The 17,140-nt window shown below is 71.7% G+C and carries 11 protein-coding genes, 2 tRNA genes and 1 pseudogene; 6 read left to right on the top strand and 8 right to left on the bottom strand.

What is annotated here, in order from left to right; genetic code table 11:
* The first annotated feature begins 249 nt into the window (after nucleotides 1–249).
* Complete coding sequence (locus ACZ6TV_RS48070; protein WP_465307097.1) at nucleotides 250–1,122, top strand: helix-turn-helix domain-containing protein; 873 nt, start codon at nucleotides 250–252, stop codon at nucleotides 1,120–1,122.
* Nucleotides 1,123–1,283: 161 nt separating this feature from the next.
* Here ACZ6TV_RS48070 and ACZ6TV_RS48065 read toward each other — a convergent pair whose 3' ends face one another.
* The 3 genes from ACZ6TV_RS48065 to ACZ6TV_RS48055 all read right to left on the bottom strand — a co-directional run bounded on the left by ACZ6TV_RS48065 (nucleotide 1,284) and on the right by ACZ6TV_RS48055 (nucleotide 3,912).
* Nucleotides 1,284–1,733 carry an SCP2 sterol-binding domain-containing protein gene (locus ACZ6TV_RS48065; protein WP_465307095.1) on the bottom strand — a complete coding sequence of 150 codons (450 nt, stop codon included), beginning with the start codon at nucleotides 1,731–1,733 and terminating at the stop codon, nucleotides 1,284–1,286.
* Nucleotides 1,734–1,787: 54 nt separating this feature from the next.
* On the bottom strand, nucleotides 1,788–2,585 hold the full coding sequence (locus tag ACZ6TV_RS48060; RefSeq protein ID WP_465307093.1) for an alpha/beta fold hydrolase: 798 nt from the start codon (nucleotides 2,583–2,585) through the stop codon (nucleotides 1,788–1,790).
* A 76-nt stretch (nucleotides 2,586–2,661) separates the two neighbouring features.
* Nucleotides 2,662–3,912 (bottom strand): FAD-dependent oxidoreductase, encoded by a 1,251-nt coding sequence (locus ACZ6TV_RS48055; protein ID WP_465307091.1) that lies wholly within the window; start codon nucleotides 3,910–3,912, stop codon nucleotides 2,662–2,664.
* A gap of 270 nt (nucleotides 3,913–4,182) precedes the next feature.
* Here ACZ6TV_RS48055 and ACZ6TV_RS48050 point away from each other — a divergent pair, with 270 nt between their 5' ends.
* Both ACZ6TV_RS48050 and ACZ6TV_RS48045 read left to right on the top strand, forming a co-directional pair.
* Entirely contained in the window at nucleotides 4,183–5,853 is a 1,671-nt protein-coding gene (locus ACZ6TV_RS48050; RefSeq protein WP_465307089.1) for a B12-binding domain-containing radical SAM protein, read from the top strand.
* A gap of 125 nt (nucleotides 5,854–5,978) precedes the next feature.
* Nucleotides 5,979–7,181: a pyridoxal phosphate-dependent aminotransferase gene (locus ACZ6TV_RS48045; RefSeq protein ID WP_465307087.1), complete on the top strand. Its 1,203-nt coding sequence runs from the start codon at nucleotides 5,979–5,981 to the stop codon at nucleotides 7,179–7,181.
* Nucleotides 7,182–7,430: 249 nt separating this feature from the next.
* Here ACZ6TV_RS48045 and ACZ6TV_RS48040 read toward each other — a convergent pair whose 3' ends face one another.
* Both ACZ6TV_RS48040 and ACZ6TV_RS48035 read right to left on the bottom strand, forming a co-directional pair.
* Complete coding sequence (locus tag ACZ6TV_RS48040) at nucleotides 7,431–12,431, bottom strand: amino acid adenylation domain-containing protein (protein ID WP_465307085.1); 5,001 nt, start codon at nucleotides 12,429–12,431, stop codon at nucleotides 7,431–7,433.
* Nucleotides 12,432–12,442: 11 nt separating this feature from the next.
* Nucleotides 12,443–12,652, bottom strand: a complete 210-nt coding sequence (locus ACZ6TV_RS48035; protein WP_465307083.1) for an MbtH family protein — start codon at nucleotides 12,650–12,652, stop codon at nucleotides 12,443–12,445.
* A gap of 329 nt (nucleotides 12,653–12,981) precedes the next feature.
* Here ACZ6TV_RS48035 and ACZ6TV_RS48030 point away from each other — a divergent pair, with 329 nt between their 5' ends.
* Both ACZ6TV_RS48030 and ACZ6TV_RS48025 read left to right on the top strand, forming a co-directional pair.
* Complete coding sequence (locus ACZ6TV_RS48030) at nucleotides 12,982–13,293, top strand: hypothetical protein (RefSeq protein WP_465307081.1); 312 nt, start codon at nucleotides 12,982–12,984, stop codon at nucleotides 13,291–13,293.
* A pseudogene (locus ACZ6TV_RS48025) lies at nucleotides 13,290–13,931 on the top strand (zeta toxin family protein); the annotation flags it as partial. The gene ACZ6TV_RS48030 and the pseudogene ACZ6TV_RS48025, both read left to right, overlap by 4 nt.
* A gap of 1,184 nt (nucleotides 13,932–15,115) precedes the next feature.
* On the opposite strand, the gene ACZ6TV_RS48020 reads toward ACZ6TV_RS48025, so the two are convergent.
* Together ACZ6TV_RS48020 and ACZ6TV_RS48015 are read right to left on the bottom strand one after the other, a co-directional pair.
* Nucleotides 15,116–15,189: transfer RNA gene (locus tag ACZ6TV_RS48020), tRNA-Ile, on the bottom strand.
* Nucleotides 15,190–15,282: 93 nt separating this feature from the next.
* Nucleotides 15,283–15,355 (bottom strand) — tRNA-Asn (locus ACZ6TV_RS48015).
* A gap of 246 nt (nucleotides 15,356–15,601) precedes the next feature.
* Between ACZ6TV_RS48015 and ACZ6TV_RS48010 the strand changes: the two genes are divergently transcribed.
* Entirely contained in the window at nucleotides 15,602–15,937 is a 336-nt protein-coding gene (locus ACZ6TV_RS48010) for a hypothetical protein (RefSeq protein ID WP_465307079.1), read from the top strand.
* Between the two features lie 101 nt (nucleotides 15,938–16,038).
* On the opposite strand, the gene ACZ6TV_RS48005 is transcribed toward ACZ6TV_RS48010, so the two are convergent.
* On the bottom strand, nucleotides 16,039–17,046 hold the full coding sequence (locus ACZ6TV_RS48005) for a sugar phosphate isomerase/epimerase family protein (protein ID WP_465307077.1): 1,008 nt from the start codon (nucleotides 17,044–17,046) through the stop codon (nucleotides 16,039–16,041).
* Between the last annotated feature and the right edge of the window lie 94 nt (nucleotides 17,047–17,140).

Below are 17,140 nucleotides of genomic sequence, written 5' to 3'. Positions count from 1 at the left end.
TTCTCCACCCCCTTGGAAGGGTGGGGAGGGCGTTTGGGGGGGGGGGGTTGGGGGGGGGGGGGGGGGGGGTTTGGGGGGGGGGGGGGGGGGGTGGGGGGGGCAGTTTTTGGGGTGTGGGGGGCCCCCTTTTTGGGTCCCCGCTTTCCGGTTCCCGTGTGCGCCGCAACGCCGATGTGCCGGTGCCGCACACTGCCCTAGACGTGCCGCACACGACCCGAGAACGGACACTTCGGGAACCGGGGAGGCAACATGGACCAGTCCATCGAGAAAGCCGTTCACCGAGTCATCAGCTCCATGAAGGAAAGCCTCAGTGAACCGCTCACCATCGATGACATGGCCCGCACCGCGATGTTCAGCAAGTTTCATTTCTCCCGGATCTTCCAACGGGTCACCGGCCTGCCGCCGGGGAAATTCCTCTCGGCGCTGCGGCTCCAGGAGGCAAAACAGCTCCTCATGTCGACATCGTTGAATGTCATCGACATCAGTCATCTGGTCGGATACAACAGCGTCGGCACCTTCAGCACCCGCTTCACCAGCAGCGTCGGCATATCACCGACCGCCTACCGCCGCCTCGGCGGCTTCGTGCCACGGATCGCCGTCGACAACCGGTCCGGCGCGGCGCGGAGGCCGTCGGCGACCGTCAGCGGCACCCTCTCCTCCGCGCCGGACACCCCGCTCGGCCACACGTTCATCGGCCTGTTCCCGCAGCCGATCCCGCAGGGGCGGCCGGTGAGCTGGACGGTACTGGAGCGCCCCGGGACCTACCTGCTGGACAAGGCGCCGGAGGGTTCGTGGTTCCTGCTGGCGCACGCCTCGCGACCCGGCGAGGAGAACGACCCGTCCGCCGGCGACGAGCGGCCGTACCTGCTGCGGCACGGGCCTGTCGAGCTGCGCGGCGATGACGACGTGACCCTGCCCGACCTGTTCCTGCGCCCGGTCCGCTTCCTCGATCCGCCCGTGCTGCTGGCGCTGCCGGACGTGCGGCCGGCGGCCCGGCGCATGACCGAGCCGCGCTCCGGGGCGGACCAGATCGGGTTCGCGGCACCGGCCGAACCCCGCACCGGAAAGCCGGAGCACGGCGGCAACGGCGGGCACTGCGGCGCGGCCGTCCCCGCCGCCTGACCGGCGCTCACGTCACGGCGGGCGCCGGCGACGCGAGCGGCATCGGCAACACCCCGGTCCGGCGGGCCGGGGTGTCGCCGTGCGCCGGGGCAGGCACCGCATGACGCATGACGCGTCCCGGCCGCCGGGACCTGCGGCCGGGACGCGTGCGCGGTGGTGCGTCAGGGTTTCGGGATGTCGAACAGGTTGGGGAACTTGGCGGTCAGCGCGAGGTCGCCCGTGGTCTTGAGCTTGCCGCGCATGACCAGCACCACCGGATGCGCGTTGCCGGTCACCAGGTTCAGGAAGTCCACCGCGCCGAGCGCGAGGGTGAGCCTGGGCTCCCGCCGCGGCTCCGGCGACAGCTCGCACCGGCCTTCGGCGATCACCAGTTCGTAGGTGTCCGCGGCACCGTCGGGACGGTCACCGACCACCCAGTGGATGACCGCGTTCATGGCGCCCGCCCGGTCGGCCCGGAACACCCCGGGCATGCGGACGAAGAGCTCGTCGAGGACGGCCGCGCGCCGCTCGCTGTGCATCATCCGGCGCAGCTCGTGCGCCGGGGTCTTCTTGACCAGCCGGGCGAACTCGCGCGGATCCATGGTGGCCGGGTCGGCGTCGTGGACGGACATCTGGACTCCTCGGTCGGAACTGTCGGACAACGCCGCGGTACGGGGTCCGGTCGGTCAGCGCGACCCGATGTACGCGGCGACGAGGTCGGCCAGCTCCCGGGTGACCATGCCGGCCGGCTGCGGCGTCGAAAGCTCGCGCATCTGGTACTGGTCCTGGCCGAGGCCCTTGACCGCGAGCGTCGACGGGGAGTCGGACAGGATCGTCACGGCCGCCCGGCCGGCGCCCCTGTCGCCCGGCGTGTCGTTGCGGCAGGCCAGCAGGAAGGCGAGCCAGCCGCGGTACCACACGAGCAGGTCCAGGAAGGCTCCCATCGCCCCGGTGAGGTCCCTGCTGACCGCCAGCGCGTCGATCTCGTCCCGGAAGATCTGCTCCATGTCGGCGACGACCTGCGAAGGATCGCCGTTCAGGTCCGGGCACGGGCGGGTGCCCTTGCCGAACTTGCCGAGGTACTCGGCGAACTTGTCGGCCACGAGGTCGTCGTCGGGCCAGGCCGGCTGCACCAGGACGGCCGTGACCTGACGGCCGGGCGCCAGGAGGTCCGCGACGCGCAGGCAGAGCGCCGCGGCGCTGCAATGCCCCACGACGAAGATCCGGCCGCGGTCCGCACCGGACCTCAGGAACTCCTCCGCGCAGCCGGCGGCCAGCTCCTGCAGCGGGACGTAGCGGCGCTTCCCGGCCAGCACGCCGATGGGGTCGATCTGGAACACCGGCTTGCCCCGCACGCTCTCGCTGAGCATCTCGCTCATGCGGGGCGCCAAGGACAACGCCTGGAAGTCGGCCACCAGGACGGGGTCGGCTTCGCCGGCGCTGAGCCGCCGGAGTATCAGTTCGTCGAGGTCTGAGTGCGTCATGTCGCCCCTGTTCGCTCGTGCTTGCGCGCGGCCGGCGGCCCCGCTGACCATCCTGGCCACGCCGGCGCGCGGGGTCTTATCGGGCAGTGCCGTCCCGCGCGGGCGCGCCCCAGCTCTGCTCGGCCAGCCGGGCCAGCAGGTCCCTGGTGTAGAGCTCCTCCGGTGGCAGGATGCCCGCGACCACGGACAGGTACCGGCCGGTGAGCTGTGGCGAGTCCTGGATGACGCGCAGCACGGCGAGCCGGTCCGGCGCCGGGTCGAGCCGCGCCGTCACCAGGTTGGTCTGATAGTTCGGGGCCATCTGCTCGTCCCGGGCCGCGGCGAAGCGGGCGAGCGCGGCGTCGAGCCGGGCCGGGTCGCCGATGGTCGCCGCCGGGTCGTCGCCGCCGAGCTCGTCCGCCAGCAGTTCCGACTGCAGGAACGCGTCGGTGATGCCGTGGGCGTTGATGGAGTCCTTGTGGTGGCCGGCGTCGCCGACCAGGACCCAGCCCGGTCCGCCCGCGCGGCGGAAGAAGTTGCGCTGGTCGCCGGTGCCGTACAGCCGGTCGGTGACGGTCGCGTCGGCGAGCCGCTGCCACAGGTCGGGTGCGGTGGACGCGATGGTGTCCCGGTAGGCGGTCATGGCATCGCGCCGGACGCGGTCGAACTGTGCCTGCGGCAGGTACGCGGCGATCAGCATGAGATCGTCGTGCGTGCGCAGCCCGGCGACCCAGCCACCGGGACGTTCGTAGATCTGGAAGTCGGCCCCCGTCACACCCGCCCAGAAGGTGTAGTAGACGCAGGTGAGGTTGGGATGCTGCCCGTACAGGGGCGCGCCGACCATCTTGGCCACGGTGGAGCGCATGCCGTCGGCGCCGACGACGAGGCGGGTCCGCTCGGTCGTCTCGGTGCCGTCCGCCGCGCGCCAGCGCACGCCGGTCACCCGCCCGTCGTCGTCGGTGGTCAGGCCGGTGACCGTCGTGTGGTCGCGCACGTCGGCGCCGGCGGCCGCGGCGGCCTCGGCGAGGATCGCGTCGAGCACGTAGCGGCGCGGCGCGTAGGCACCGGCCACACCCGGCAGCGTCGGCGCCCGCCCGCTCAGGCAGACGTCGCCGACGCGGTAGGTGACGGTCCGCAGCGGCGGGCAGCCCGACGCGCGCACCTGGTCCAGCAGGCCCCACCGGGCGAGCCGCTCGACGCCGGGTTGATGGATGTACAACCCGGACAGGGTGTCGCTCGGGAAGGTCGCGCGGTCCAGCAGGAGCACCCGGTGCCCCGCCCGGGCCAGCAGGAGCGCCGTGGTCGCGCCCGCACAGCGCGCCCCGACAACAACGGCGTCGTAGGTCACCGGTCCATGGTCGGGCCGGTGGTGCGGGGCGTACCAACTCCTGCCGTGCTGGCGGGCCGTACTCGCGGGCCGTGGTGCGCATCCGTCCAGGGCCGCGCGGCCTGCGCACGCTCAGAGAGGCGGCGCGCCCGCCACGGTGCCGAAGATGGACGCGTGGCCGCCGGGAGCGGCCAGCCTCGTGGCGTTTCCGAGGGCGTTCTGGCCCTGGCGAGAACCGGCTGTCCGCCGAGAGCCCGCGGCTCAGTTACCAGTCACTGGAGGTGCGTGGCGATGAAGATGAGCCTTCAGCCCATTCAGGAGTTCGTCGGGGCCGATCCTCGCTACCACTGGGACTATCCGGGTCCGGGGGCGGTGAATCCGCTCAAGAAGCTGGGCTCCGTCTGGTATTTCGGTCTGCCGCTCACCTCCGCGCACCGCGACGCGCACAACGCCGGTGACGCCCTGCGCGAGGGGTTGAGCGAGGAGGAACGCTACCGCAACGAGGGGTCCGTGTACCCGCACGCCAGCCTCGTCGAGATGATCACCTACCAGGTCGCGTGCTTCCCTGACCTGGGCTGGCGCTACATGGACATGAGCCATCTGGGCTGGCCGGAGGTCCGGGCCGCGATCAACGACGATCCGCCGGACGTGGCCGCCTTCTCGGTCTACACCGCCACCACCCTGTGGGCGATGATCGTGGCGGCGGAGATCAAGCGGGTGAACCCCAAGGCCGTCATCGTGTTCGGCAACGACCACGCCGGCATCCTGCACCACGAGACGCTGACCGGGAAGTACGGCAGCCGCCTGGTGGACTTCGTCAGCACCGGCAACAACGGCCCGTTCACGATGATGGGCCTGCTGACCCACCTGCAGGGCGGGCTGGAACTGAGCAAGGTGCCGTCGGTGGCGTACCGGTCCTCCGGTGGCGAGGTCGTGAACCAGGACGCCGGCACGTACCCGCTGAACCGGCGGATGCTGCCCGACTACCGGCTGATCCTGGACAAGCTCGAGAACCACTACGACCGCGCGTTCAACGTCTGGTACGCCAAGCACTACGACCTGAAGCGGATGGTCACGGTCCCGCTCGACGGCGGGTGCACCTGGGGCAAGCGGCCGGGCCGGCGGTGCATGCACTGCTCGATCCAGGGCCTGACCCCCAAGACGGTCGACGTCGCGTCGGCGATCCCGGTGCTGGAGACCATCGTCGGGGAGCTCGGCGCGAACGTCTACGCCTGCGGCGACTCGACGCTCGGCTTCTCCCGCGAGCAGTGGGACGGCAACATCTCCTACCTCAACGACATGGCCGAGGCCTGCGCCAAGTCCCCGATCCTGCAGAAGCAGCGGTTCATGCTGGCCTACGGGCTGGTGTACGAGTTCCTGGAGTCCGCGGAGCTGTGCAAGGGCTTCGTGCGCACCTGGAACGTGGGGCTGGAGGCGTTCGATCCCAAGCTGCTCAAGGCGGACTCCAAAGGCATCAACAAGGGGCCCGAGCGGATCGCCGAGGCCCTCGAACTCGCCCGCACGCTCGACTACAAGCTCTTCGCGTCGGGGATCATGGGCCTGCCGGGGACGACGCTGAAGAACCTCCGCGGCGAGGTGGACAGCTGGCTGGCGATGGCCGAGAAGTACCGCGACCTGATCACCAGCATCTCCGTCGCGCCGCCCGGCATCATCCCCGGTTCGCGCATGTACTGGGAGAGCTACAACTCCCACTCCCAGGTCCGTGCCTGGCACGGCGAGATCCTTCCGGCCCGGCGGCTGACGGCCCTGTACGTCCACGAGAACACCGAGGTGGAGCTCGAGGACGTCGAGGCCGCGATCACCGATCTCAGGACCGGGATCCTGCACCTGAACGAACCCATGGAGCACATGAAGTTCGGCTACTACATGCTCGGCGGCCGGGACGAGGACGAGGCGTCGGAGTACCGCCTCCTCGACGAGATCTGCGCGCAGATCGACTGAAACAGCCGGTCCCGCATCCTCGCACCAGGACGGTCCATGAGCCGCGTCGCCGACTTCCAGCCGCGCCGCCGCGACGCGTCAGTCGCGCCTGGTCGCCGCGTACCCACCAAGGAAGGAATCAGCTCATGTCGGTGACGCCAGGCCTGGAGCACGTCTTCAGGTCGCCAGCGAACATCCCCGCCGGCGAGTCGGTGATCCGCGGGATGACCCGCGCCTGCCAGGCGGCGAACGCCGTCAACCTGGCACAGGGAATCCCGGCCTACCCGCTTCCGCTGAGCCTCGAGGAGGCCGCCGTCGCGGCCGTCCGGTCGAACGACAACCAGTACACCTCGCCGCGCGGCAGCGACCGGTTCCGCCAGGCCATCAGCGCGTTCGAGCAGCGCCGCTGGGGCATGCCGGAGCCCTACGACCCGGAGACGCAGATCTGCGTGACGTGCGGGGCGACCGAAGCGATGCTGGCGGTGCTGCTCGCCGTGGCGGAGCGCGGGTCCAACGTCATCATCGTCGAGCCCGCCTACGAGTCCTACGCGGTCAACCTGCGGCTCATCGGCGTGGAAGCCAGGTACGTCCAGCTGCGGGGCCCCGGCTGGGAGCTCGACCCGGCCGCGGTCGCCGCGGTCGCCGACCGGGACACCCGTGCGGTCATCGTCAACTCACCGCACAACCCGACGGGGCGCGTGTTCTCGTGGGAGGAGACGCGGGGTCTGGCCGAGGTCTGCCAGCGGCTCGGCATCGTCGCCATCCATGACGCCATCTACGACGAGCTGTACTTCACGGGCGAGCGGCCGCCCAGGATCTCCGACGTCCCCGGCATGGAACGGCAGTCGATCACGATCAACGCGCTGTCGAAGATGTTCTCCGTGACCGGCTGGCGGGTCGGCTGGGTGACCGGGTCGCAGGACCTCATGGGGCGCGTCGCCCGGGTGCACGACTTCCTGACGATCGCCGCCCCGACGCCGTTCCAGGCGGCCGGCGTCGCGGCGCTGTCGCTGCCGGAGACGTACTTCGACGAGCTGCGAGCCGTGTACGGCAAGCGGCGGGACGTCCTGGTCGCCGGGCTCGAGCGGTGCGGTGTCGAGTTCCAGCGGCCGGCCGGGGCCTACTACGTCATGTGCGACGCCAGCTCCTTCGCGCTGCCCGGCGAGGGCGAGTCGCAGCTGGTCCAGCGCCTGCTGCGGGAAGCCGGTGTCGGTGTCGTGCCCGGCGGGTGCTTCTACGGCTCGGCGGACCGGTCGGGCCCGCCGCAGATCCGGATCGCGTTCGCGAAGGACGAGGACACCGTCGCCGAGGGCATGCGCCGGCTCCACAGCTACCTCACCGCGAACTAACCGCGTTTGCCGCAAGGGTGGTGGGACGCCGAACCGGGCGTCCCACCACCCTTTTGTCTGTCTGTCTGCCGGCGACGACCGGGCCGGCGCACCGTTTCGCGTGACCCCGCACGACCGGGCGCGTGCGTGCGGGCGACGATCGAGCGCGTGCGGTCGGCGGACAAACACAGAACGCCGGGGCGGACCCGGCGTTCTGCGGTGAAACCCTGGCCGCACGCGGCGCGGTGTCCCGCGCCGCGTGCGGCGGTGTCAGCGGGGACCTGTCCCGCGCCCGTTCGCGCCGGACGGCGGCGCCTGGCCGGTGACGCCGTTGACCGAAGGGTTGACGAGGAAGGTCTTGAGGGTCATCTTGATGCCGTGCTGATCCTCCAGGCGGGCCAGGAGGATCGCGGCGAGCAGGGAGTGGCCGCCCAGGTCGAAGAAGTTGTCGTCGACGCCGACCCGGTCGACGCCCAGCGCCTGGGCGAACAGCTCGCACAGCTGCGCCTCGCGTGGCGTGGCCGGTTCCTGGCCGGCGGCCGCGGCGCTGTAGTCCGGCGCCGGCAGCGCGTGCCGGTCCAGCTTCGCGTTCACCGTCAGCGGCAACGCGTCCAGCACCAGCACCGCCGCCGGCACCATGAACTCCGGCAGCGTCCTGGCCGCTTCCTTGCGTACCGCCACCGGATCGACCCGGCCGCCGGGCTCCGCCACGAGGTACGCGACCAGCCGGCGGTCACCGGGACGGTCCTCCCGCGCGATGACCGCGGCCTGGCCGACGCCCGGCTGGGCGAGCAGCACCGCCTCGATCTCGCCCGGCTCGACCCGGAACCCGCGGATCTTCACCTGATGGTCGGTGCGCCCCACGAACACCAGCACACCGTCGTCGGTCCACCGGACCAGGTCTCCCGTGCGGTACATCCGTTCACCCGTCCCGAACGGGTTGGCCACGAACCGCTCCGCCGTCAGCCCGGGCCGGTTCATGTACCCCCGCGCCATCCCCGCGCCCGCGATGTAGAGCTCGCCCGTGACCCCCACCGGTACCGGCCGCAGCGTCGTGTCGAGCACGAACAGCCGCATGTTGGCCATCGGCCCGCCGATCGGCACCGGCCGCGCCGCCTGGTCGTCCGAGAAGCCGGTCATCTTGTGCAGCGACGTGAACGTCGTCATCTCGCTCGGCCCGTACCCGTTCACCATCAGCACGCCCGGGCACCGTTCGACGACCCGCCGCAGGGCCACGCCGGACACCGCGTCCCCGCCGACGACCACCATCCGCAGCCCGGCCAGCGCCGACGGCTGCTCCACCGACACCGCGTCGAACAGCGCCGAGGTGAGCCACAGGGCCGTCGGGGCCGTCGAGGCGATCACCTCCGCGAGGTCGGCGATGCTCATCTCCTCCGCCGGCGCAGCCACGCACGTGCCGCCGTGCAGCAGCGCGATCCACAGCTCGTACGTCGAGATGTCGTACGAGTGCGGCGAGTGCACCAGCATCCGTTCGTGCACGCCCTCCGGCCACGCCGGGTCCAGGATCATGTCCACGATGTCCCGGTGCGCCACCGCGACGCCCTTCGGCACGCCGGTCGACCCGGACGTGAAGACCACGTAGGCCAGCTGGTCCGGGTGCCGTACCGCGTCCGTGAGGTCCACCTCGGGCACCGCGGCGCCGTCGTCGGCGGCCGTGGCCACCACGACCGGCGCGCCGGGGCTCACCTGCTCGGCGACCTCCGCCAGGTCCTCGTCGCACAGGACGGCCACGACACCCACGTCGCCCGCCACGAGAGCGATGCGCGACACCGGCCACGCGGCCACGTTGACGGGCACGTACACCCCGCCGGCCTTCAGCACGGCCAGCAACGCCACCCACAGCTGCGCCGACCGTTTCATCACGACGAGCACCGGCAGCTCCGTCGTGACACCCGCGGCCGTCAGCGTCGCCGCCAGCCGGGTGGACCGCTCGTCCAGCTCCCGGTAGGTCAGTCTGGTGCGGTCGTCGACGACCGCGACCGCGTCCGGGGTCCGGGCCACCTGGGCCGCGAACACCGCGGGCACCGTCATCGCGGGCATCTCCAGGGCGGTGTCGTTCCACCGGTACAGCACCAGGTCCCGCTCGGCGGGCGTCAGCAGCTCCAGCTCGCCGATCCGCCGGTCCGGGTCGGCGGCCGCCTGGTCCAGCAGCCGCGTCAGCCGGCCGCCGAGGGCGTGCACGGTCGACTCGTCGAACAGGTCCATGGCGTACTCGAACGAGCAGGCGATCCCGGCCGGTGCGCCGTCGGCGGCGTACTCCTGGCGGAAGAACATCGACAGGTCGTACTTGGCCGTCTCGCCGGGCAGCGGCTCGGTCCGCGCCTGAAGGCCCGGCACCTGCCACTGCCTGCTCGGGTCGTCGTCGGACGTGAGCATCACCTGGAACAGCGGGTGCCGCGAGGCGGACCGGACCGGGTTGAGCACCTCCACGAGCCGCTCGAACGGCACGTCCTGGTGGGCGTAGGCCGTCAGGCCCAGCTCCCGCACCCGGCCGAGCAGCTCGCCGAAGCCCGGGTCCCCGGACAGGTCCGTCCGCAGCACGAGCGTGTTGCCGAAGAAGCCCACCAGATCGTGGACCGCCTCGTCGGTGCGGCCGGCGACCATCGTGCCGATGGGGATGTCGGTGCCGGCGCCGGAGCGCGACAGCAGCATCGCCAGCCCCGCCTGGACGACCATGAACAACGTCACCCGGTGCTCGCGCGCCAGCTCCTCCAGCCGGCGGTGCAGCCCGGCGTCCAGCTCGAAGCGGACCAGGCCGCCACGATGCGACGGCAGCGCGGGCCGCGGCCGGTCGGCGGGCAGGTCCAGCTGATCGGGCAGCCCCGCCAGCGCCGAGCGCCAGAAGTCCAGCTGCCCGGTCAGCACACCGTCGCCGTCGCCGTCCCCGTCGCCGCCCAGCAGCCGCCGCTGCCACAGCGTGTAGTCGGCGTACTGCACCGGCAGGTCCGCCCATCGCGGCGCCTGCCCTTCCAGCCGCGCCCGGTACGCCTCGCTCAGGTCCCGGACCAGCACCCCGGCCGACCAGCCGTCGGTGGCGGTGTGGTGCATCACGACCACCAGCACGTGCTCCGCGGCGCCCAGCCGGAACAGTCCCGCCCGCACCGGCAGCTCGCCGGCCAGGTCGAAGACGTGCCGGACGGCCTGCTCCAGCAGGACCGGCAGGCTGGCCTGGTCGGCCGCCGCGATCGTCACCTGCGGCACCGCCACCGACGCGTCCACCACCCGCTGGTACGGCTGACCGTCCGCGACCGCGAACACCGTACGCATCGCCTCGTGCCGCACCACCACGTCCCGCAGTGCCGCCGCCAGCGCGGCGGAGTCCAGCTCGCCGTGCAGCCGCCACGCGAACGGCACGTTGAACATCGCGCTCGGCCCGTCGTACTCGTTCATGAACCACAGCCGCTGCTGGGCGAACGACAACGGCAGCCGTTCCGGCCGTTGCGCCGCCCGTACCAGCGGCGACCGCGCGCTGCCGGCCTTCACCAGCGACCGGGCCAGCGACCGCACCGTCGGGTTCTCGAACACCGCCCGGATGTCCAGTTCCACGCCCAGCGCCGAGCGCACCCGGCTGATCAGCCGCGTCGCCAGCAGCGAATGCCCGCCCAGGTCGAAGAAGTTGTGCTCGACCCCGACCCGGTCGATGCCCAGGACCTCCGCGAACAGCTCACCCAGCACCGCCTCGTGCGGGGTCGCCGGGTCCTGCCCGCCGGCCGCGGCGGCGAAGTCCGGCGCCGGCAGCGCCCGCCGGTCCAGCTTCCCGTTGACCGACAGCGGCAGCGCGTCCAGCACCAGCACCGCCGCCGGCACCATGTACTCCGGCAGCGCCCTGGCCGCCTGCTGCCGCACCGCCACCGGGTCCACCCGCCCACCGGGCTCGGGCACCACGTAGCCGACCAGCCGCGGGTCGCCGGGCCGGTCCTCCCGCACCACGACCACCGCCCGGCCCACCCCGGGCTGCGCGGCGAGCACCGTCTCGATCTCGCCCGGCTCGATCCGCAGTCCCCGGATCTTCACCTGGTCGTCGACGCGTCCCACGAACTCCAGCCGGCCGTCGCCGGCCCACCGCACCAGGTCCCCGGTGCGGTACATGCGTTCCCCTGCGGTGAACGGGTTCGCCACGAACCGTTCCGCCGTCAGCCCGGGCCGGTTCAGGTAGCCCCGCGCCAGCCCCGCGCCCGCGATGTAGAACTCGCCGGTCACCCCGGCCGGTACCGGGCGCAGCTGCCCGTCCAGCACGTAGACCTGCGCGCCGGCCAGCGGGCGCCCGATCGGGAGCGGGCCGTCGGCCTCCTCCTCGACGTCGCCGGCCGTGGCGTACACGGTCGCCTCGGTCGGCCCGTACGCGTTGACCACGCGGCTGCCGGGCACCGCCGCCCGTACGGCCCGCAGCACCGGCCCGGTCAGCGCCTCACCCGCCAGCACCACCGTCTGCGCCGTCACGGACGGGCCGGCCTCGGCCAGTACCGCCGCCATCGCCGACGGCGCGGTGCTGATCAGGCTCCCCGACCAGCCACCCCGTGCCAGCACGAGCACGTCCCGCACCACCTCCACACAGCCACCGCAGGCCAGCGGGCCGAACACCTCGAACACCGACACGTCGAAGCTCAGCGACGTCGACGCCAGCACCCGGCTGAACCCCTCCGCGCCGAACGTCGACGCCGCCCAGGACGCCAGCCACGCCGCCGAGCGGTGCTCCACGACGACCCCCTTGGGCCGCCCCGTCGACCCCGACGTGTAGATCACGTACGCCGGGTGCGCGGGCAGCAGCGGCGCGTCCCGGTCCGCGTCGGACAGCCCGGTGGCGGGCAGCGCCGCCACGGCGGCCCGGACCTCGGGGTCGTCCACCACGATCACCGGCGCGCCGCCCGCATTGCCGGCGGCCACGCCGCTGGAGGTGAGGATGGCCGCCGGGGCGGCGTCGGCGAGCATGAACGCGATCCGGTCCGCGGGGTACGCCGGGTCGACCGGCAGGTAGGCGGCGCCGGCCTTCAGCACCGCCAGCACCGCCACGATCAGCTCCGCGGAGCGGTCCATCGCCACGGCCACCACACGCTGCGGTCCGGCGCCCTGCGTCACCAGGAACCGGGCCAGCCGGTTCGCGCGCGCGTCCAGCTCCGCATAGGACAGCGACACGTCCCCGGACACCACCGCGACCGCGTCCGGGGTCCGGGCCGCCTGCGCCGCGAACAGCTCACCGAGAAGCTCCGTCTCGGGTTTCGTCGTCACCTGGTCACTGATGTGCGTCGTCACGGTCGCCCCGCTCACCCTCGGTCGGCTTCGATCAAGCTCTTGGGCCGCATGTCGGTCCATTGCTCTTCCACGTAGTTGAGGCAGTCCGAGCGGGAGTTCCTGTCGTACGCCGTGACCCAGCCGTCGGGAACCGCGATGGTGACGGGCCACAGGCTGTACTGGCCCTCCTTGTTCACGAGGACCAGGTACAGGGCGTCGGGGTCTTCGAACGGATTCGTCATGGCATCTCATTCCGCTGGGCGATGACGCCGACGGCTCACCGGCGAGCGTCGCGGGCCGACCGACCGGCGCACCGTCGACGTCGCCGGCACGTGACATCCGCGTCCGGCCGGCACTCGCCCACTCGGTTGCTCCGGTCCGAAGCCCCAACATGGCAGCCCGCCGTCGCCCGCCACACCTCCGGCTTTGCTGCGCGGGACACCCGCCGTCCCACCCGCCCTGCGGCGTCGTCTCACCCGTCGCACGACGGATCGCAGAGATACCTGTCGTTACACTGCCGATACGCACGGAGATCTCCGAAGCGGCGGACAGTTCGAGGGAGCGCGCTCGCATGACCGACCCGGCGGAGCACCGACCCACACTGAGAGGCCTCGACCTCGGACCGGACATGTCCCCGGACGAGATCATCCGGCGGGAGACCGCCCATTCCACCCTCGGCCTCCTGTGCGGGTGGACCGGAAACCAGCTCCGTGCGGCGGAGGCCGACGAGCATCCCGACCCGGAGCGGCTGGCGGCCCTGCGCGCTCAGGACGATGAGTACTGGGCCCGCAAACGGCAGCTGCCGTTCATGACGGACGCCGAGATCCGGCAGGTCCTGGACGAGTACGGCCCGATCGCCCGGCGCCTGCTCGGCAAGGCATGACCGACCCGCACGGCCCCCCACCCGAGGCGCTGCCTCCTGACGTCCACGAATGGGTCTACGTCAACCGGGTCCGGTCCAGAGTCCTGGAGACCACCCGGACCGGCGGCGCGCGAACTCCGGTCCCGGCCGGGGAGCAGATCCAGGCGATCGTGCTCAGCGGACGCCCAGCGGTCGGCAAGTCCTCGGTCGTCGATCTTCTGACGCGCCTGTTGCCGCGCGAGCCGGCCGTCATCTCCGGCGACGAGATCGGCACCTTCGATCCGCGCTGGCCCGACCTGCTCCGCAACGACGACCTGACGGCCGGCTCGGTCGTCTACCACGACTCACGCAGGATGGCCGCCCGCGCGATCGAGGAATGCCTGGAACGCCGGTTCGACTTCGTCGTCGACACCAACTCCGACAACCCGCGGCGCACCCGCGAACTGCTGACCCGGCTGCGGACCCCTGACGAGAACGGACGGCCGCTGTGCCGGGTCTGGTTCGTCGGCGTCTCCGCCCCGCAGGCAGAAGCAGACCTGGCGGTGCTGGAACGGCTCCAACGCGAGCGGGACACCGACGGCGGCGGCCGATACGTCGACAACCCGGACCGCGGCTACCCCGGCGTCCTGGAGACCGCCGCCATGGTCGAACGGGAATGCCTCGCCGACGAGACCTACGTCTTCGGCCGCGGCGCGGCCAGTCCCGCCTACTCCAACGCGCTGACCTCTCCCGACCGGTACCTGGACCCACCCGGCTTTGTGGAAGCCATGGAGGCACAGCGCCACGAACCATGGTCGAAGGAGCGCACCGAGTCGTTTCGCGACCGGCTCGGCGACCTCGCCGGCCTGCCCGACGGCTCCCGCAACCTCGGCCGCCACTGGTGGCAACACCTCGCCCACGTCGTCACCACCGCCTCGCCCTACGCCGACCGTCAGTTGACCTGTCCCGCCTGCGAGAGCAGCTGGTGCCTGCCGACCGGGCGACGCCGGCAGCCGCGCCCCCGGCGCCCGAGCACACCGCCGCGCAGCCCGGTGCCGTCGGACCTGCGACAACCGACGGCGACGCGGCCGCGGAGGCGTCGGCCAGGATCCGCCGGGCCGCCGGCGCCATCCGGGAGGCGAGGCATCAGGTCGAGTCGGCCCGTACCACCCCAGCGACCCAGCCGGACCATCTGCCGCCCCCGATCGAGCGGCGGGACCCGGAACCCGACGCTGACCGATGATCGGGCGCTCACCTCCGGAGAGCGGCCGGATGGCGCCGGGAAACAGCGGATTCCGCAGGGGTACGGCCCGGTCGCCCGGCGCCTGCTCGGCAAGGAGCGAGCGCCGGCCCGCGTCAGCGCGGCGCTCGGACGAGCCGGAAACGGTCGTACCCCAGGGCTACGGTCTGATGAAGACGGCGGCAGTCGGCCGGCACGGAGGGGAGGTGGCAGGCCTTGCGAGGAGGACCCGCGGTCCCGAGAAGGTGCGGGTGGATCGAAGCGACCAACCCGAACGCGGCGTTCGGGGACGGCTGCTCGACCCTGTTGCGGGCGGTGCGGGGCAGCCGCGCCGTCTGCGGTGTGGAGTGAGAGGGCCGCTCAAGCCCAGCCGCCAGACGGTCTTGAGGGGATGCGGGCGGAGCGAAGCGACCAACCCGACAAGCCCAGCCACCAGACGGTCTTGAGAGGATACGGGCGGAGCGAAGCGACCAAACCCGACAAGCCCAGCCACCGGACGGTCTTGAGGGGGTGTGGGTGGAGCGAAGCTCCCCCACCGGGGAGCACGGCGAAGCCGTGCGCGGGGAATCCACAGCCCGCCGGCGAGCGCGCCGCAGGCGCACGAGCAGGGTCGACCCCGGGATGTGGGGCGGGCGGGACTCGAACCCGCGACCGAGGGATTATGAGTCCCCTGCTCTAACCCGCTGAGCTACCGCCCCGAGCGATCGCAAGCTTACCGACCTGTGCAACCGGGACGCCGCCCGGAAAGGGGTCCGGGCGCTAAAATGGCCCCGGTAAGGGGCCGTTTGGAGCTCCCGCGATAGGACTCGAACCTATAACCTGCCGGTTAACAGCCGGCTGCTCTGCCAATTGAGCTACGCGGGATTGCAGCACCCCTTCACCAGTGTTCCCGGTGAATCAGGGCGACCGGCAAAGAGTACAGCACGCACCCCGGGGTCGCGCCAGCGGGTTGTGCGCGGCGCGGCGGAGACCATCCCATCGTGTGCCAGATCTCTGCAAACGGGTACATGATCGATGTGTCGGAACGACGATGGACGGGTAAGTCAGGACTCAGGACGGCGCTGAAGACGCAACGATGACCGGGCGCCGCTCAGAAGGAGGTTAGTCGCTATGCGCGGCAAGCTACTGTTCCTCGGCGGACTGGCCGCGGGCTTTGTGCTCGGCGCCCGGGCTGGTCGGGAGAAGTATGAAGAGCTCAAGGCTACTGCTCTGAAGATCAAGGAGAGCCCGACGGTGCAGGAGGCCGCCGGGGTCGTCCAGGAGCAGGCGACGCGGCTCTACAGCGAGGGCAAGACCAAGGTGACCGACAAGCTGGCCAACAGCCGGTTCGCCGAGAGCGACCTCGGGCAGCGGCTGATGGGGTCGGAGACGCCCGCCATCGAGCGTGACGTCCTGGCCACGACGGGTTCGTCGAAGACGACCCCCAGCGGCGGCACCAGCTTCTAAGCACGCCCGACGGCGCCGACAGCGCCGACAGCGCCCAACAGAACGCGAAAGGGCCGGCCCCGGAATGGGGCCGGCCCTTTGAGCACGTTCAGGGCAAGAACTCAGGACGAGGACGAGAACGCCGCGTCGAAGGCGGCCGCCGGGGCGTCGAAGGCCAGGCGGCGCACGAAGGACAGGGCTTCGGGGGCGCCGATGAGGCGGTCCATGCCGGCGTCCTCCCACTCGATCGAGATCGGGCCGTTGTAGCCGATCGCGTTGAGCGCCCGGAAGCAGTCCTCCCACGGCACGTCGCCGTGGCCGGTGGAGACGAAGTCCCAGCCGCGGCGCATGTCGGCCCACGGCAGGTGCGAGGCGAGCCGGCCGCGGCGGCCGTCGCCGGTGCGGACCTTCGCGTCCTTGCAGTCGACGTGGTAGATGCGGTCGGCGAAGTCGAAGATGAAGTTCACCGGGTCGAGCTCCTGCCACACGAAGTGCGACGGGTCCCAGTTGAGGCCGAACGCGGGCCGGTTGCCGATCGCCTCGAGGGTGCGCTTGGTGGTCCAGTAGTCGTAGGCGATCTCGCTGGGGTGCACCTCGTGCGCGAAGCGGACGCCGACCTCGTCGAAGACGTCGAGGATCGGGTTCCACCGGTCGGCGAAGTCCTGGTAGCCGTCCTCGATCATCTGCGGCGGCACCGGCGGGAACATGGCCAGGGTGTGCCAGATGGACGAGCCGGTGAAGCCGACGACCACGTCGACGCCGAGCTTGCGGGCGGCGCGGGCGGTGTCCTTGATCTCGTCGGCGGCCCGCTGGCGGACGCCCTCGGGCGAGCCGTCGCCCCAGATGCGGGCGGGCAGGATGCCCTGGTGGCGCTGGTCGATCGGGTGGTCGCAGACGGCCTGGCCGACCAAATGGTTGGAGATCGCGTAGACCTTCAGGTTGTGCTTGGCCAGCGTCTCCAGCTTCCGGTCCACATAGGACTCGTCGGAGAGCGCCTTGTCGACCTCGAAGTGGTCGCCCCAGCAGGCGATCTCGAGACCGTCGTAGCCCCATTCCGAGGCGAGCCGGCAGACCTCCTCGAAGGGCAGGTCGGCCCACTGGCCGGTGAACAGGGTGATTGGACGCGCCATGAGTGATCCTCCGATGTAACGGCGGTGATGAGGGCGCGAGGGAGAGACCTGAGCAGAGGCCGAGGACACGTGTCACGGCGCGGGTGGGTTGCGC

The organism is Dactylosporangium sp. NPDC051087, from assembly GCF_055586325.1.
This window is presented reverse-complemented; position numbering and strand designations above follow the sequence as displayed.

What these genes read in the sequence shown, in the direction of transcription:
- ACZ6TV_RS48070 (WP_465307097.1), top strand. Translation starts at nt 250, where the DNA reads ATGGACCAGTCCATCGAGAAAGCCGTTCACCGAGTCATCAGCTCCATG.
- ACZ6TV_RS48065 (WP_465307095.1), bottom strand. Translation starts at nt 1,733, where the DNA reads ATGTCCGTCCACGACGCCGACCCGGCCACCATGGATCCGCGCGAGTTC.
- ACZ6TV_RS48060 (WP_465307093.1), bottom strand. Translation starts at nt 2,585, where the DNA reads ATGACGCACTCAGACCTCGACGAACTGATACTCCGGCGGCTCAGCGCC.
- ACZ6TV_RS48050 (WP_465307089.1), top strand. Translation starts at nt 4,183, where the DNA reads ATGAAGATGAGCCTTCAGCCCATTCAGGAGTTCGTCGGGGCCGATCCT.
- ACZ6TV_RS48045 (WP_465307087.1), top strand. Translation starts at nt 5,979, where the DNA reads ATGTCGGTGACGCCAGGCCTGGAGCACGTCTTCAGGTCGCCAGCGAAC.
- ACZ6TV_RS48035 (WP_465307083.1), bottom strand. Translation starts at nt 12,652, where the DNA reads ATGACGAATCCGTTCGAAGACCCCGACGCCCTGTACCTGGTCCTCGTG.
- ACZ6TV_RS48030 (WP_465307081.1), top strand. Translation starts at nt 12,982, where the DNA reads ATGACCGACCCGGCGGAGCACCGACCCACACTGAGAGGCCTCGACCTC.
- ACZ6TV_RS48010 (WP_465307079.1), top strand. Translation starts at nt 15,602, where the DNA reads ATGCGCGGCAAGCTACTGTTCCTCGGCGGACTGGCCGCGGGCTTTGTG.
- ACZ6TV_RS48005 (WP_465307077.1), bottom strand. Translation starts at nt 17,046, where the DNA reads ATGGCGCGTCCAATCACCCTGTTCACCGGCCAGTGGGCCGACCTGCCC.